Annotated in this window: 15 protein-coding genes; 8 read left to right on the top strand and 7 right to left on the bottom strand. The window is 65.2% G+C overall.

The features are described from left to right. Positions 1 to 19: 19 nt before the first annotated feature. Positions 20 to 1531, bottom strand: coding sequence for an acetyl-CoA acetyltransferase (locus tag ACQR0Z_RS24040; protein ID WP_434875311.1), 1512 nt, complete (start codon positions 1529 to 1531; stop codon positions 20 to 22). Between the two features lie 182 nt (positions 1532 to 1713). Here ACQR0Z_RS24040 and yghU point away from each other — a divergent pair, with 182 nt between their 5' ends. The 3 genes from yghU to ACQR0Z_RS24055 all read left to right on the top strand — a co-directional run bounded on the left by yghU (position 1714) and on the right by ACQR0Z_RS24055 (position 4482). After that, the gene (yghU, locus tag ACQR0Z_RS24045; protein ID WP_434875312.1) at positions 1714 to 2589 is read left to right on the top strand and encodes a glutathione-dependent disulfide-bond oxidoreductase; all 876 of its coding nucleotides are present in this window, start codon (positions 1714 to 1716) and stop codon (positions 2587 to 2589) included. Between the two features lie 361 nt (positions 2590 to 2950). Then, positions 2951 to 4150: a molybdopterin-dependent oxidoreductase gene (locus ACQR0Z_RS24050; protein WP_434920286.1), complete on the top strand. Its 1200-nt coding sequence runs from the start codon at positions 2951 to 2953 to the stop codon at positions 4148 to 4150. 11 nt (positions 4151 to 4161) lie between these two features. Beyond that, positions 4162 to 4482, top strand: coding sequence for a cytochrome c (locus ACQR0Z_RS24055; RefSeq protein ID WP_434858323.1), 321 nt, complete (start codon positions 4162 to 4164; stop codon positions 4480 to 4482). A 24-nt stretch (positions 4483 to 4506) separates the two neighbouring features. On the opposite strand, the gene ACQR0Z_RS24060 is transcribed toward ACQR0Z_RS24055, so the two are convergent. Next, entirely contained in the window at positions 4507 to 5118 is a 612-nt protein-coding gene (locus ACQR0Z_RS24060) for a flavin reductase family protein (protein ID WP_434858324.1), read from the bottom strand. Positions 5119 to 5303: 185 nt separating this feature from the next. Here ACQR0Z_RS24060 and ACQR0Z_RS24065 point away from each other — a divergent pair, with 185 nt between their 5' ends. After that, positions 5304 to 5594 carry a hypothetical protein gene (locus ACQR0Z_RS24065; RefSeq protein WP_434858325.1) on the top strand — a complete coding sequence of 97 codons (291 nt, stop codon included), beginning with the start codon at positions 5304 to 5306 and terminating at the stop codon, positions 5592 to 5594. Positions 5595 to 5681: 87 nt separating this feature from the next. On the opposite strand, the gene ACQR0Z_RS24070 is transcribed toward ACQR0Z_RS24065, so the two are convergent. Further along, a complete protein-coding gene (locus tag ACQR0Z_RS24070; RefSeq protein ID WP_434875315.1) occupies positions 5682 to 6515 on the bottom strand; it encodes an alpha/beta hydrolase in 834 nt (277 codons plus the stop codon). A 169-nt stretch (positions 6516 to 6684) separates the two neighbouring features. Then, positions 6685 to 7464: an SDR family NAD(P)-dependent oxidoreductase gene (locus ACQR0Z_RS24075; RefSeq protein WP_434920287.1), complete on the bottom strand. Its 780-nt coding sequence runs from the start codon at positions 7462 to 7464 to the stop codon at positions 6685 to 6687. Between the two features lie 167 nt (positions 7465 to 7631). Between ACQR0Z_RS24075 and ACQR0Z_RS24080 the strand changes: the two genes are divergently transcribed. Genes ACQR0Z_RS24080 through ACQR0Z_RS24090 form a run of 3 tightly spaced genes read left to right on the top strand, consistent with a single transcriptional unit; the run spans position 7632 to position 9798 of the window. Continuing rightward, positions 7632 to 8426, top strand: a complete 795-nt coding sequence (locus ACQR0Z_RS24080; RefSeq protein ID WP_434858328.1) for an enoyl-CoA hydratase/isomerase — start codon at positions 7632 to 7634, stop codon at positions 8424 to 8426. Further along, positions 8423 to 9412: a phosphotransferase family protein gene (locus ACQR0Z_RS24085; RefSeq protein WP_434920288.1), complete on the top strand. Its 990-nt coding sequence runs from the start codon at positions 8423 to 8425 to the stop codon at positions 9410 to 9412. The genes ACQR0Z_RS24080 and ACQR0Z_RS24085 overlap by 4 nt, the downstream gene beginning before the upstream one ends. Then, the gene (locus ACQR0Z_RS24090) at positions 9412 to 9798 is read left to right on the top strand and encodes a DUF6285 domain-containing protein (RefSeq protein WP_434920289.1); all 387 of its coding nucleotides are present in this window, start codon (positions 9412 to 9414) and stop codon (positions 9796 to 9798) included. Before ACQR0Z_RS24085 ends, ACQR0Z_RS24090 begins: the two co-directional genes overlap by 1 nt. 127 nt (positions 9799 to 9925) lie before the next feature. Here ACQR0Z_RS24090 and ACQR0Z_RS24095 read toward each other — a convergent pair whose 3' ends face one another. Further along, positions 9926 to 10705: an enoyl-CoA hydratase-related protein gene (locus ACQR0Z_RS24095; protein WP_434920290.1), complete on the bottom strand. Its 780-nt coding sequence runs from the start codon at positions 10703 to 10705 to the stop codon at positions 9926 to 9928. Between the two features lie 155 nt (positions 10706 to 10860). On the opposite strand from ACQR0Z_RS24095, the gene ACQR0Z_RS24100 reads away from it, so the two are divergent. Next, the gene (locus tag ACQR0Z_RS24100) at positions 10861 to 12135 is read left to right on the top strand and encodes an acyl-CoA dehydrogenase family protein (protein WP_434920291.1); all 1275 of its coding nucleotides are present in this window, start codon (positions 10861 to 10863) and stop codon (positions 12133 to 12135) included. A 319-nt stretch (positions 12136 to 12454) separates the two neighbouring features. Here ACQR0Z_RS24100 and ACQR0Z_RS24105 read toward each other — a convergent pair whose 3' ends face one another. Together ACQR0Z_RS24105 and ACQR0Z_RS24110 are read right to left on the bottom strand one after the other, a co-directional pair. Further along, positions 12455 to 14035 (bottom strand): fatty acid--CoA ligase, encoded by a 1581-nt coding sequence (locus tag ACQR0Z_RS24105; protein ID WP_434920292.1) that lies wholly within the window; start codon positions 14033 to 14035, stop codon positions 12455 to 12457. A gap of 120 nt (positions 14036 to 14155) precedes the next feature. Beyond that, positions 14156 to 15031 (bottom strand): SDR family oxidoreductase, encoded by an 876-nt coding sequence (locus ACQR0Z_RS24110; RefSeq protein ID WP_006613814.1) that lies wholly within the window; start codon positions 15029 to 15031, stop codon positions 14156 to 14158. Positions 15032 to 15074: the final 43 nt, after the last annotated feature.

The raw sequence follows: 15074 nt of genomic DNA on the forward strand, positions 1-15074 counted from the left end.
CTAGTCTAGCAACGGCGTCCTAACTCACCCGCCATTCCGGCACGCCGTCGGCGGCCATCGTGATCGAACCGAGCGCGCCGACCGGTGTCCTGTCCAGGTCCATCAGCCGCGTCAGCGTCGTCTGGTCCTGCGGCGGCACGCGCGCCAGCGTGCGCGTGTCCTGCTCGGTGCGCAGCATCACCACGCCGTGCTCGACCGCGCCGTTGCGATCATACAGCGCGGTGAAGCTCTCGACCTTGCCGTTGCCAGCCGCCTCGCTGACGAAGTCCGGCGCTGCTGAGCGATGACGATCGGCCTCCGTCTGCACGCTGACATCCTGTGACAGCGACGAGGGCTGCTCGCGCGAGATCACCAGCGCATGATGCTTGGTGACGAAGCCGCCCTGGCCGTACAGCAGGCCGCGCCTGGCGCCGCCGCGCAGCCGCCGGACCATCGCGCAGGCGGCGTGTGTCATGTAGGTGTTGAGCGGCGCGCCGAAGAAGGTCAGCCCTCCGGTGACGGTCGGCTCGACATCCGGGCCGAGGCCGAGCGTCCGCCGCGCCATCTTCGGCACGCAGGGGAAGCAGCTATAGAGCTCGATGACGTCGAACGCCGTGCCCGTGCCGCCGACGAGGTTCATCGCCGCCTGCAGCACCGCATTCTGCGGATGGCTCTCGGCGAACTGATCGCGCGTCAGATAATCGCGTGGATCTTCCGCCGAGGCGCCGCCCAGCGGATAGATCATCCGGTTCTCGGCGACGCCCGCGGCGCGCGCTTTCGCCAGGCTGGTCAGGATCAGCGCCGCGCCCATGTTGACCATGGGATTGGCGACCATCAGCTTGGTGTAGGGCCAGGCGATCGGACGGTTGTCGGCGGACGGCGTGGTGATCTCGTCCGGCGCGAAGTGCCGCTTCAGCCAGGCGTTCGGATTGTAGGCGGCGACCGCCGAGAAGCGCGACCACAGCTCGCCGGATTCGGCGAGTGCCCGCCGCGGCGTCTGGCCCCATTTGGCGGCGCTTGCGACCTCGTAGAACGGATAGACCGAGACGGGGCGGAACACGCCGAGCTTCACCGCGAGCGGCTTCTGGAACGCGGCGCCGCGCTTCGGCTCCTCGACGTCATGGGCGAACGGCGTCCACGGCAAGGTCACGCCGGCGCGCTCGGCCTTGGTGGCGGTCGATTGCGCCTCGGCGCCGCAGACCACGGCGACCTCGCATTCACCGCGCGCGATGCGCAGGGCCGCCTCATGCAAATAGCGGATCGGGCTTTCGCCGCCGACCGGCCCGTAATAACAGTGCGCAGGGTTCACACCGAGCCGCTGCGCCAGCAATTGCTCGGGATCGCGATAACGCCAGCTCAGGAAGTTGACGACGTCGAGCGAGCCGGTGTGCTGGATCAGCCTGGCGCCGGCGTCATTTTCCGCGCGGCGGATCGCCTGTTCGAGCAGCGCGAGCGGCTCCAGCCCTTCCGCGATGTCCTTGGGCCTGTCGACGATCTCGCCGACGCCGACGATCACGGGAATGCGGTCCGGGGGCAGGGCAGCTGCAGTCATGGGCGTTTCCGAAAAGCGGTCCGTGGCGAACCGTCATTGTGGTCTTGTCTTCGTTCTGTCATCGCAGGTTCGACCGCGCAATGCAGAAAATGCCGATGGCGCCCGCGCGTGCGACGGCTTCCGCTCGGCGGCATATGCGCCTAAAACCATCGCTCCTTTTGCCGCTCACGCCGGAGTCATTCGTGTCCGAACAGAACAGCTATGTGCCGCCCAAGGTCTGGACCTGGAACAAGGCCAGCGGCGGCCGCTTCGCCAACATCAACCGCCCGATCGCGGGCCCGACCCACGACAAGGAATTGCCTGTCGGCCGTCATCCCTTGCAGCTTTATTCTCTCGGCACGCCGAACGGCGTGAAGGTCACCGTGATGCTCGAGGAACTGCTGGCCCTCGGGCACAGCGGCGCCGAGTATGATGCCTGGCTGATCCGAATCGGCGAAGGCGATCAGTTCGGCTCCGGCTTCGTCTCGATCAATCCGAACTCCAAGATCCCGGCGCTCCTGGACCGCAGCGGGCCCGAGCCGATCCGCGTCTTCGAGTCCGGCGCGATCCTGGTCTATCTCGCCGAGAAGTTCGGCGCCTTGCTGCCCACCGAGCCGGCCAAGCGCGCCGAATGCCTGTCCTGGCTGTTCTGGCAGATGGGCGCCGCGCCCTATCTCGGCGGCGGATTCGGCCACTTCTACGCCTATGCGCCCACCAAGATCGAATACGCCATCGACCGCTTCGCCATGGAAGTGAAGCGCCAGCTCGACGTGCTCGATCGCCGCCTTTCCGAGAGCGAATATCTCGCCGGGCCGGACTACACCATCGCCGATATCGCGGTGTGGCCGTGGTACGGAGCGCTGTCGAAGGGCCTGCTGTACGAAGGCGGCGAGTTCCTCTCGGTGCAGGACTATAAGAACGTGCAGCGCTGGACCGACCAGATCGCACAGCGCGCCCCGGTGAAGCGCGGTCGCATGGTCAACCGCGTCTCCGGCGACCCTGCCAGCCAGCTGCACGAACGCCACGACGCCAGCGATTTCGACACCAAGACGCAGGACAAGATTGGCCAGAGCAAGTAGTTGTCTACCTTGCCGCGGTAGGGTGGGCAAAGGCGCGCCTCGATCGTTGTAGACTTGCACAGCTGTTCGAGCGCGCCGTGCCCACCATCGTCCCTCGCGTCCACCGCCGGTGGGCACGCGCCGCCTGACGGCGCCGCTTTGCCCACCTTACACATTCACCACGACCCAAGCGCTCGCGCTATTCTCGCCGCAGTGCAGCGGATCGCGGTGGCTTGACCTCCGACCTTCACATCGTTTCTCCGCCTCAGAGAATCGTGCAACTATCATCTCCTGCAGAGATCTGGCTGCGTGCCGGACGAACTGAACGCATCGTCCCGAGGTGATGACCTCTGGCGAGAACGACCACTCCGGAGGGAGTCGCATGATCGACAGGCGTGATCTGCTCAAGGGAGCGGGGCTGGCCGCCTTGCTGGGTGGCCTTGGAGCGAGCCGTGCGCTGGCCGAGGACAGCGTGACCTTGCCGTTCGCCAATGGCGAGCGCCCGCTGGTGAAATATCCGCAGAAGCGATTGATGATCGGCCTGACGAGCCGGCCGCCGCAACTCGAGACGCCGTTTTCGGTGTTCAATGACGGCGTGATCACGCCGAACAACGCCTTCTTCGTCCGCTATCATCTGGCGGGGCTTCCCTACGATCTCGATCCGGACAAGTTCGCGCTGGAAGTGAAGGGCAAGGTCGACAAGCCGCTCAAGCTGTCGCTCAAGGACATCCGCAAGCTGAAGGCGACCGAGATCGTCGCCGTCAACCAGTGCTCCGGCAACAGCCGCGGCTTCTTCGAGCCGCGCGTCGCCGGCGGCCAGCTCGGCAACGGCGCGATGGGCAATGCCCGCTGGCGCGGCGTGCCGCTCAAGACCGTGCTCGAGATGGCCGGTGTCCAGGCCGGCGCGAAGCAGGTCACCTTCAACGGCATGGATGGCCCGATCGTCGACAAGACTCCGGACTTCGTCAAGGCGCTGGACGTCGATCACGCCATGAACGGCGAGGTGATGCTGGCCTACGGCATGAACGGCGAGGATCTGCCGTTCCTCAACGGTTTTCCGCTGCGTCTGATCGTGCCCGGCTATTACGGCACGTACTGGGTCAAGCACCTCACCGAGATCACCGTCGTCGACAGCGTGTTCGAGGGCTTCTGGATGAAATCGGCCTATCGCATTCCGGATACGCCGAACAACGCGGTCGAGCCCGGCACCGCGCCGAAGGCGACGATCCCGATCAATCGCTTCACGGTCCGTTCCTTCATCACCAGCGTCAGCGATGGCGCGAAGCTCAGGGCGGGGACGGCTGTCCTGCGCGGCATCGCCTTCGATGGCGGCAGCGGGATCAAGCAGGTCGCCGTCTCGACCGATGGCGGCCAGACCTGGACCGATGCGAAGCTTGGCAAGGACCTCGGGAAGTATTCGTTCCGGGAGTGGAAGCTGCCGGTGAAGCTGACCGCCGGAGCCCACGCGCTCAAGGTGCGGGCGATCAGCAATGCCGGCGAGACGCAGCCGGAGACGCCGCGCTGGAATCCGGCCGGTTATCTGCGCAATGTCGTCGAAACCGTCCGCGTCACCGCCGCTTGAGGAGCACGACCATGCAACGGATATCTTTCCTCGCTGCGCTGGCCGTCGCGCTCGGGTGTCTTGCCGCCGGGCCGGCCGCTCTCACCGCGGCGCCCGTCAACTACAAGGTTCCTCCGGAGACGGCGGCCTTCAAGCCGGGGCCGGACCTTGCCGCCGTGCAGGGCAATTGCACGGCCTGCCACTCTTCCGATTACATCAGCACGCAGCCGCCGATGAAGAACAAGAAGGAGTTCTGGCAGGCCGAGGTCACCAAGATGATCAAGGTCTATGGCGCGCCGATCGACGACGCCGATGTCGGCAAGATCGTCGACTATCTCGCCGCGACCTACTGACCATCCGGTGCGGCTGGGCAAGGCTCAGCTGGCACCCTTCGCCGGCGGGAAATCCATCCGGTCGTTCGTGCGGCAATAGCGGTCGGCGAACATGCGTCCCACGGGATGGAACAGCTCCATCTCGACCCGCATCTTCTCGCTGTCCCACAGCTCGTCGCGGATGTGGAACGCAAGGCCCTCGCCGAGCACCAGCACGCGGTCGCCGTTGACGTCGATCAGTTGCCAGGTCTTGCACTCCATCGCGAACGGCGCGTCCGCGAGCCGCGGCACGGAGATCATGCGCGAGGGCGCGAGCTTCAGCCCGAGATGATCGGGCTCGCCGACCTCGGGTGGAAAGTCGCCGCCGGTCTCGTGCATCGCCTGCGCCAGCGGCTCGTCGGTGATGTGCACCACGAACTCGCCGGCGCGGCGGATGTTGACCAGCGTATCCTTGACCCGGCCGTCGGGGCGCAGGTTGATCGCGAACACGCAGAGCGGCGGATCCTCGCCCATCACGTTGAAGAACGAGAACGGCGCGGCGTTCACGACGCCGGTCTCGCCCTTGGTCGTGACCCAGGCGATCGGCCGCGGCAGCACGAAGGAGGTCAGGATCTTGTAGCGCTCGCGCGGGCTTAGATCGGTGGAGAGGTATTCCATGTGGTGCGGCCTCGGATATGTCGGTCGGCCGACCGTAGTCGGCCAGGGTGCGTTGCGGAAGCCGATAAAGCGGGCAGCGGCTGCGTGCATCCACGGCGATCGCTCCGTGAAATTCAGTGTTCCCTGGAACGGCACCGGACGGGCCACGTTCGAACAGCACAGCAACTAAAAATGGAGGTCACGCCATGAAACCAACGATCAGTTTGATCGCGTGTGCGCTCGTCGTCTCGGCCACCTCGGCCCTGGCGCAGGGCGGTCAGCAGCCGACCGCGCCGCCTAGCGCGAACAACTCGGGAGCAGGCATTCAAGGTGCGCCCGGCAACAAGAACGGACCGGCGGCCACTGATTCCGGCACCGTCGGCTCGTCCTCGATCATCAACCAGCAGAATCCGAACGTCAGTGCTCAGGACCCGTCGAACATCAAGGGCATGCCTGGCAACAAGAACGGGCCGCCCGCCAAGAAGCCCCAGAATTGAATATGCCCTGGCGAGGCGGTTGCTGACGCAGCCGCCTCGCTCCATTCTGGTGTTGTTGTTGAGCGGGTTCGCAGAGTCCTTGCCGTATCACGGCAGAGCCGCCGCGCCGTTCGTGACGATGAGATTGTCCGTATCGGCCGGCGCCAGCTCGCTCGTCGAATCGCCGCCGAGATATTTGTCCAGCGTCGCCTGGATCCGCTCACGCGCCGTATAAGGACCGCGATCGCTCATCCAGGTGTGCTGGAACTCGGTCTTGATGATGTCGATGCCGCTCTTCTTGCCGAGCTGCTTGGGCAGCACGTCCGGATCGGTCTTGAACTCCGGATCATCGGAGCGGAACGACAGGATCTTGAGCTTGTCCCTGACGACGAAAGGAACGCGCAGATTGTCAAGCGTCACCACCTGCGAGACGATGTTGGGATGCTCCTTGGCGAAATACATCGCGGTGTCGCCGCCGTTGGAATGGCCGACCAGCGTGAGATGATCGTAGTCGGCATTGGGATGCCGCTTCTTCATCTCGTTCAGCACGCAGAGAATGTTGGCCTCGCCCTTCTTGTAGACGTCGAGCCGGCCGACATAGGGCAGCCCGATCTTGGTGACGAGCGGCGGGTCCGTCGGCAGATCCTGCTGCACGCTGGCGACGAGATAACCGCGCGCGGCGAACACGTTCGCCAGGAACGAATACTCGGTGTTCTTCACCGTGTTGCCGTTGGAGATGATCGCGACCGGCAGCCGCCAGAGCCCGGCGTTCGCCTTCATCTCGTAATCCTTGCGGACCGCGATGTCGACGTTGATCGGCCGCTGCCGCGCGGCGTCATAGAATTCCCGGCTTTCGTGCTGAATGCCCCATTTGGCCATCGCAAAGTAACCGGCCACAGCCAGGGCGGACACACAGGCCAAAACCGTCACACCGCGCTTCATGGCATCCTTCCCCTTGGAATTCTCCTCGTCATGTGATGAGGGACAACGCCGAGGTCACGGGGGCGTGGCAGGGCAAGGCGGATTAAATTTCTGAAATCTTGGAAAAAGGGGCGGGAACAAATCCGGCCTTGGCGGACCGGCGCACCGGTCCACCGTAGGTCCTGGCCGGTCAGAACGCGGTATAGCCGCCGTCGATCACGAAGCAATCGGCCGTATGGTACGACGACGCCTTGCTCATGAGGTAGACAGCGATGCCGCCGAAATCCGACGGCTCGCCGAAGCGGCGGACCGGGATGCGTGGCATCACGTTGGCCACGAACTTCTCGTTGCCCATGATGCCGGCCGTCATGTCGCTCTTGATCCAGCCCGGCAGGATCGCGTTCGCGGTCACGCCGTAGCGCGCCAGCTCGACCGCCAGCGCCCGGCACAGCGCATTGAGCGCGGCCTTGGTGCCCGCGTAGTGCTCGTTGCGCGCGGTGCCGAACAGCGAGGCGAGACTTGATGTCGCAACCAGCCGGCCGAACGGATCGCCGGCTTCTGCCCGCGCCGTCATGTGCCGGGCGGCGGCCTGGAACGCGTGGAAGACGCCGTCGAGATTGGTCGCGAACATCGTGCGCCATTCCTCCTCGCTGCGCTCAATGAAGGGCTTGCGGCCACCGCCGCCGATGCCGGCATTGGCGAAGCAGCCGTCGACGCGGCCGAAGGTGTCGAGCGTGGCCTTCATGGCTTCGGCGACAGAGGCGGGGCTCGTCACGTCGCAGATGCGCGTGTCGACTTTGCAGGGCCCTGCGGCCATCGATGCGGCAGCAGCCTTGTTCTTCTCGGCGTTGCGTCCCCAGATCGAGACGTTGCAGCCACTGGACGCAAGTGCCTGGGCAATGCCGAGGCCTATGCCTCCATTGCCGCCGGTGACGACCGCCACGCGGCCGGTGAGATCGAACAGGGTCATGAGCGTTTCCGTGATGATGTGAGGACGCTGTGCGTCGCTTCGGTTATTTGGATGACGCAACCATGGACAAGCGAAGCGCAAAAATCAAATATGCTGCACGAAGCCGGCAATGCCGCGAATTTCCGCCGCGAAGAATGCAGCGCTCGAAAAGCTCTTGAGAGGAAACCATGCAGTTCAAGCACGTCACGCTCGATTTCGACGGGCCCGTCGCCATCCTCACGCTCGATCATCAGGAGGTGATGAACGCGGTCTCCATCGACATGCTCGGCGGCCTCGCCGAGGCGCTCGACGAGATCGAGGAGAGGAAGGCCGACGTTCGTTGCCTGGTCGTCACCGGCGCCGGCCGCGCCTTCTGCACCGGCGCCAATCTGCAAGGCCGCAACGCCCAGGCCAAGCCCGGCCGCAGCAATGCGGGCGCGGCGCTCGAGACCGCTTTCCATCCGTTCCTGCGCCGCCTGCGCAATCTGCATTGCCCGATCGTCACCTCGGTGAACGGCCCGGCCGCCGGCGCCGGCATGAGCTTCGCGCTGATGGGCGACATGATCCTGTGCGCCAAGTCTGCCTACTTCCTGCAGGCGTTCCGCCGCATCGGCCTGGTGCCGGATTGCGGCTCCACCTGGCTGCTGCCGCGTCTCGTCGGCAAGGCGCGCGCGATCGAGCTGTCGCTGCTCGGCGAGAAGCTGCCGGCCGAGACGGCGCTGCAATGGGGCCTCGTCAACCGCGTCTACGACGACGCGGCGCTGAAGGAGGAGACGATGAAGCTCGCGCACGAGCTCGCCAATGGGCCGACGGTCGCGCTGGCGCAGATCCGGCGGCTGTATTGGGAGAGCCCGGAGAATTCGTTCGAGGAGCAGCTCAACGAGGAATTCCAGTCGCAGCGCATCGCCGGCGCGACCGCCGACTTCAAGGAAGGCGTCACGGCGTTCCTCGAAAAGCGTCCGGCCAAGTTCAAGGGCCAATGATCGAGACCGAACTGTCCCGCTGTGTCGTCGCGTTCATGCCGGGCGCGACCGGCGTGCGTGGCGCCGCCAAGCTTTCCGGGGGCGCCAGCCAGGAGACATGGCGCTTCGACATCGTCCATCCTGATGGCGATGTCGGTGCTATTCTGCGCCGCTCGCCGAAGGGCTACGGCGCCGCGCCCGGTCGAGCCGCCGGGCTGGACAATGAAGCCGCCCTCATGCGGCTGGCGCACGCCGCCGGCGTGCCGTCGCCCGAGGTGTTGCATGTGCTGGCGCCCGGTGATGATCTCGGCACCGGCTTCATCATGCGCCGCGTCGAAGGCGAGACCATCGCGCGCAAGATCTTGCGCGATGCTGAGTTCGCCGAGGCGCGGCCGCGCCTCGCACGCCAGCTCGGCGGCATCGCAGCCGGCATCCACGGCATCGCGCGGGAGGCCTTGCCGTCGTTGCGCGAGATGAACGCGACCAGGGAGATCGCGGAGCTCGCTCGCGAATATCACAGCTTCGACTGGCCGCGCCCGGTGTTCGATCTGGCGCTGCGCTGGCTGTCGCAGAATGATCCCGGCCCCTCGGCGGAGGTGACGCTGGTGCACGGCGACTTCCGCAACGGCAATCTGATCATCGGGCCCGACGGCGTGCGCGCCGTGCTGGACTGGGAGCTCGCCCATCTCGGCGATCCCATGGAGGACCTCGGCTGGATCTGCGTCAACTCCTGGCGCTTCGGCGAGATCGACAAGCCCGTCGGCGGTTTCGGCTCGCGCGCGGAGCTGTTCGCCGGCTACGAGGCCGCCGGCCGCAAGGTGGATGCTGACCGGGTGAAGTTCTGGGAAGTCATGGGCACGTTGCGCTGGGGCGTGATGTGCTGCGGCATGATGCAGCGGTTTCGGATCGGCCCCGACCATTCGATGGAGCGTGCCATGATCGGCCGCCGTGCGTCTGAGACCGAGATCGATCTGCTGCGGCTTCTGGCGCCGCGAGGAGAGGGCTGATGCAGGACGAACCGACGTTGACCGAGCTGGTGCAAGCGGTGGCCGATTTCCTGCGCAACGACATCGCCCCGCTCATCTCCGGCCACCAGGCGTTCAAGCTGCGCGTCGGCATCAACGCGCTGGATCTCGTGGTTCGCCAGCTGACTCAGGCTGCGCCGGCGGACGCTGCCGAGCATGCGCGCTTGAAAGAGTTGCTTGGGCGGGATGCTACCTTGCTCGACCTCAATCGCGCACTGGCCGAGCAGATCGCGAGCGGTGCCCTCGACCTCGCGACGCCGGGACTGAAGGAGCATCTCTGGCAGACCACGCTCGACAAGCTCGCTGTCGATCAGCCCAACTACGCATCCTACAAGCGCGAGGCGGGGAGGCGCACCAATGGCTCCTAACTCTCTGTCGTCATGCCCGGGCTTGACCCGGGCATCCATCCTCTCACAAGGCTGTCGCGAGGCATGGATGGCCGGGTCAAGCCCGGCCATGACGGAGCGGAGGCAAGATCGCGCAGTCATCCAGGCACTACCGCCCCAGCCACTTCGGCGCCCGCTTTTCCGAGAACGCCTTCGGGCCCTCGATGTAGTCCTGCGAATGGATCATCGCCTGCACCGCGGGATAGTCGCGCTGCTCGGTGATGGCCTGCTCCAGCGAGACCGCGAGGCCCTTCTCGATCGCCTGCTTGGAGGCGCGGATCGACATCGGCGAGTTCTTGGCGATGGTCTCGGCCCAGCGCTCGGCCGCCGCCAGCGCCTCGCCTTGCGGCACGACCTCGTTGACGAAGCCGAGCTCATGGCCCTCGCGGGCGCCGACGTGGCGGCCGGTCAGGATCATGCCCATCGCGCGCTTCATGCCGATCTGGCGCGGCAGCCTCTGCAGGCCGCCGGCGAGCGCGGCGAGGCCGACGCGCGGCTCGGGCAGTGCGAAGGTCGCGTTCTCCGAGGCAATGATCAGGTCGCAGGCCAGCGCGATCTCGAAGCCGCCGCCCATCGCAACGCCGTTGACGGCGGCGATCAGCGGCTTGTCGCAGTCGAAGCGCGACGTCAGGCCGCCGAATCCGCTTCGGCCCCAGCCGCGCTTGCCGCCGGCCGCCTGCCATTTCAGATCGTTGCCGGCGCAGAACGCCTTGTCGCCCTCGCCGGTGACGATCGCGACCCATTGCTCGGGATCGGCGGCGAAGCCGTCGAACACCGCTTCGAGCTCGTAATGCGCGTCGGTATGCAGCGCGTTGTAGACCTCTGGGCGCGCCAGGGTGACGATCGTGACCGGCCCCTTGCGCGTGACTTTCGAGAATTTCAGCTCCATCGGCCGTTCCTCCTGGTTTCTGATTGGCAACGTTGCGCGAGCTTAGCGCCTTCACTGCGTTTTCAATCATCCAAATACGCAACCGCGCTGCGCGCCACAAGCACGCGGCGGAGATCCAAGATCAAGAACAACAACGACAGAAAGGGAGACACGCCATGGATTTTTCCTTGCCCAAGGAGCTTACCGCCTATCTCGATGAGCTCGACCGCTTCATCGCCGCCGAGATCAAGCCGCTGGAGGAGGCCGACGACAACATCCGCTTCTTCGATCATCGCCGCGAATGGGCGCGCACGGATTTCGAGAATGGCGGCCTGCCGCGACATGAGTGGGAGCAGCTGCTGCGCAAGGCCAAGGACCGCGCCGATGCGGCCGGGCACCTGCGCTTCGCAATCCCGAAGCGCTATGGCGGCAAGGACGGCTCCAATCTCTGGATGGCTGTGATCCGCGAGCATTTTGCCTCGAAGGGCCTCGGCCTGCACAATGACCTGCAGAACGAGCACTCGATCGTCGGCAATCTGCCAATCGTCACCATGCTCGACCGCTACGGCCGCGAGGACCAGAAGGCGATGATCGACGGCTCGATCACCGGCAAGTACCGCATCACCTTCGGCCTCACCGAGCCGCATCATGGCTCCGATGCGACCCATATGGAGACGAAGGCGATCCCTGCGACGCGCGACAACGTCAAGGGCTGGCTGATCAACGGCGAGAAGATGTGGACGACGGGCATGCACGTCGCCACCCATTGCGCGCTGTTCGCGCGCACCTCGGGCAATGACGGCGATGCCCGCGGCATCACCTGCTTCCTGGTCCCGGCCAAGAGCGAGGGCGTCAAGGTCGAGGAATATCTCTGGACCTTCAACATGCCGACCGACCATCCCCGCGTCAGCTTCACCGACGTGTTCGTGCCAGAGGATGCTCTGTTCGGCGAGGTCGGGCGCGGGCTGTCGCTGGCGCAATGTTTCGTCCACGAGAACCGCATCCGACAGGCGGCGAGTTCGCTCGGCGCCGCGGTGTTCTGCATCAATGAGAGCGTCAACTACGCGCGGGAACGGAAACCGTTCGGCAAGGCGCTGGCCGAGAACCAGGCGATCCAGTGGCCGCTGGTGGAGCTCGCGACGCAGGCGGAAATGTTGCGGCTCCTCATCCGCAAGACCGCCTGGGAGATGGACCAGCTCACCCAGGCGCAGGTCGAGCACACGCTGTCCGACAAGGTCTCGATGTGCAACTACTGGGCTAATCGTCTCTGCTGCGAGGCGGCCGACCGCGCCATTCAGGTGCATGGCGGAATGGGCTATTCGCGCCACAAGCCGTTCGAGCACATCTACCGCCACCATCGCCGCTACCGCATCACCGAGGGCAGCGAGGAGATCCAGATGCGTAAGGTGGCGGGCTTCCTGTTTGGGTACATGGGGGCGAACAAGCGATGAGGTTGTCGTCGTAGGAAAGTCGTCATCGCGAGCGCCAGCGCAGCAATCCAGACCTGTCACGTGGCCCCTGGATTGCTTCGGCGCAAGGGCGCCTCGCAATGACGATGGGGAGAGCGCGCACACTCTCTCCTCCGTTATTCCGGGGCGTGCGCAGCACGAGCCCGGAATCCATAACCACGACCGCCCGCGTGACGAAGACCTGCGCCACAACCAGATCGCGCCGAACCCGGTTTCGTGAGTATGGATTCCGGGTTCGCCCCGCTGCGCGGCGCGCCCCGGAATGACTCGTGGAGCGGGCATACTCCCCGTCCGCCCATTATCAATTCACCTGCCTGTCCTTGCCCGCCCAATACGGATCGCGCAGATTTCGCCGCAGGATCTTGCCGGAGGGATTGCGGGGCAAGGCGTCGAGGAAATCCACGGTCTTCGGCGTCTTGAAGCCGGCGATGCGGGTGCGGGTGAAATTGATGATGTCGGTCGCGGTCGCCTGCTTGCCCGGCTTCATCACCACGATCGCCTTGACCGCCTCGCCCCATTTGTCGTCGGGAATGCCGATCACTGCAGCTTCGGCCACGTCAGGGTGATCGCAGATCGCGCTCTCGACCTCGGCGGGATAGATGTTCTCGCCGCCGGAGATGATCATGTCCTTGATGCGGTCGTGGATGTAGACGTAGCCGTCCTCGTCCATGTAGCCGGCATCCCCAGTGCGCAGCCAGCCGTCCTTGCCGAGCGTGCGCGCCGTTGCCTCCGGTAGATTCCAATAGCCGGCCATGTTGGAGCCGGAGCGGGTGGCGATCTCGCCGACTTCGCGCGGCGGCAAGGGATTGCCAAGGGGATCGATGATCGCGACCTCGACGCCGGGCAGCGGCTTGCCGGCCGAGCGCATCCGCTCGAGCCCCTCGACGTGATCCTCCGGCGGCAGCGCGATGATGGTGCCGGTGGTCTCCGTCATCCCGTACATCTGCACGAAGCCGCATTTGAAGACGTCGATGCATTCCTTCAGCAACGCCGCCGGGATCGGCGAGGCGCCGTAGAGCATGTATTTCAGCCGCGAGAAATCGACCTGCCGCGCGCGCGGCTGCCGCACCACGAACTGCATCGCGGCGGGGACCATGAACAGCTTGGTGATTCCGGACTGCTCGAAGAAGTCGAGGATCCTGGTCGGATCGAACTCGCGGGCGATGACGCCGCGGGCGCCGTGATACAGGCTCATCAGACCCCAGCCGGAGCCGCCGATATGGAAGATCGGCATCGCGATCAGCGACACGTCGTCGGTCGACCATTTGTTCCAGTCCGGCTTGTCGTCCGGATTTCCGGTGTTGACGAGGTTGAGGAAGTTCGCATGCGACAGCATCGCGCCCTTCGGCTTGCCCGTGGTGCCGGAGGTGTAGAGCTGGAGCGCGATGTCTTTCGGCGTAATATCAACGCCCGGATCATCAGCGCTTTGCGCATCGCGCAACGCCGTATAGTCCTGCCACTCCGGCGCGCCGCCTTCGGTGGTGATGATGTGCCGCACGCTCGGAAGCTGGTCGCGGATCTGCCGGATCATGGTGATGAACTCCGGCCCGACGAACAGGGCAGGGGCCCTGCAGTCCTCGACGATGAAGGCGACCTCCGGACCGGCCAGCCGCCAGTTCACCGGCGCCATCACGACGTTGGTCTTCATGGCGCCGACCAGCAGCTCGAAGTAGCTGTCGCTGTTCTTACCGAAATAGGCGATCCGCTCACCTGGCTTCAGGCCGAGCACCTTCAGCGCGTTGGCCACCTGGTTGGTCTTGCGGTCGAATTCGGCGAAGCTGGTGGTGCGGCCCTCGAACTCATAGGCGGTCGCGGAGCCGAGTGCCTGCGCCTGGCTGCGAACGACATCGACGAGCGTCGACGCTGCCGTCGTGACGGTCATGTTTCCCCTCCGATTGTGCCGTGTTTTCGTTTTTTGTTTTGTCGTCCTCGCCCCGGATCGCGCCGGAGCGAGCATCGTTCAATCAGTCTACCGAGCGCCCGCCGCCGATCAACAGCGCCGTCAGCTCGTGCGCGTCGCCCGGTCCTTCTCGTTCTGCGCCTTGATCGACTCCTTGGCCTTGGTCCAGTCGTCGTCGCTCCAGTCGCGCAGCTGATAGAAATTGCCGCCCATCGCCAGCGCCTGGGCGCCGTCCATCGCGATGGTCTCGCCGTTGATCCAGTTGCAGCCGCCGGAGATCAGGAACACCGCGAGGTTCTGCAGCTCCTCCATGGTGCCGACGCGACCCATCGGGTTCATCGCCTTGGTGCGCGCGCCGGCCTCGTCGCCCGGCTTGATGCGCTTGCTCATGCCCTCCGTCGGAATCTCGCCGGGCGCAATGGTGTTGAGGCGGATACCGTAGCGGCCCCATTCGGTGGCGAGCGACATCGTCATCGCGTGGATCGCCGATTTGCTCATCGCCGACGGCACGACATAGGGCGAGCCGTTGCGCACCCACGTCACCGTGATCGACACGACGTTGCCCGGCTGCTTCGCCGCGATCCAGCGCTTGCCGACGGCGTGCGTCACGTAGAACGTGCCGTGCATCACGATGTTGGCGACTGCGTCGAATCCGCGCGGGCTCAATTCCTCGGTGCGGGAAATGAAGTTGCCGGCGGCGTTGTTGATGAGATCGGTCAGGCCGCCTTCCTGGAAGATCGCCTCGATCATCTCCTCGACCGCCATCGCATTGCGGATGTCGACGCCGTGGCTGGTGACGCGGCCGCCATAGAGATCCATCAGCTCGGTCGCGGTCTCGTCGCAGACGATTTTCCGCCGGCCGCAAATATGCACTTCGGCGCCGAGTTGCAGGAAGCGGGCGGCCATCGCCTTGCCAAGGCCGGTGCCGCCGCCGGTCACCAGAATACGCCGACCCTCGAGGAGATTGTCCTTGAACATGGAAGTTTCCGCCTGAGATGTTGTGAGTTAATTGGTCGATTGA

Origin of the sequence: Bradyrhizobium sp. HKCCYLS3077, from assembly GCF_051167555.1 — a bacterium.
Lineage (GTDB): Bacteria > Pseudomonadota > Alphaproteobacteria > Rhizobiales > Xanthobacteraceae > Bradyrhizobium.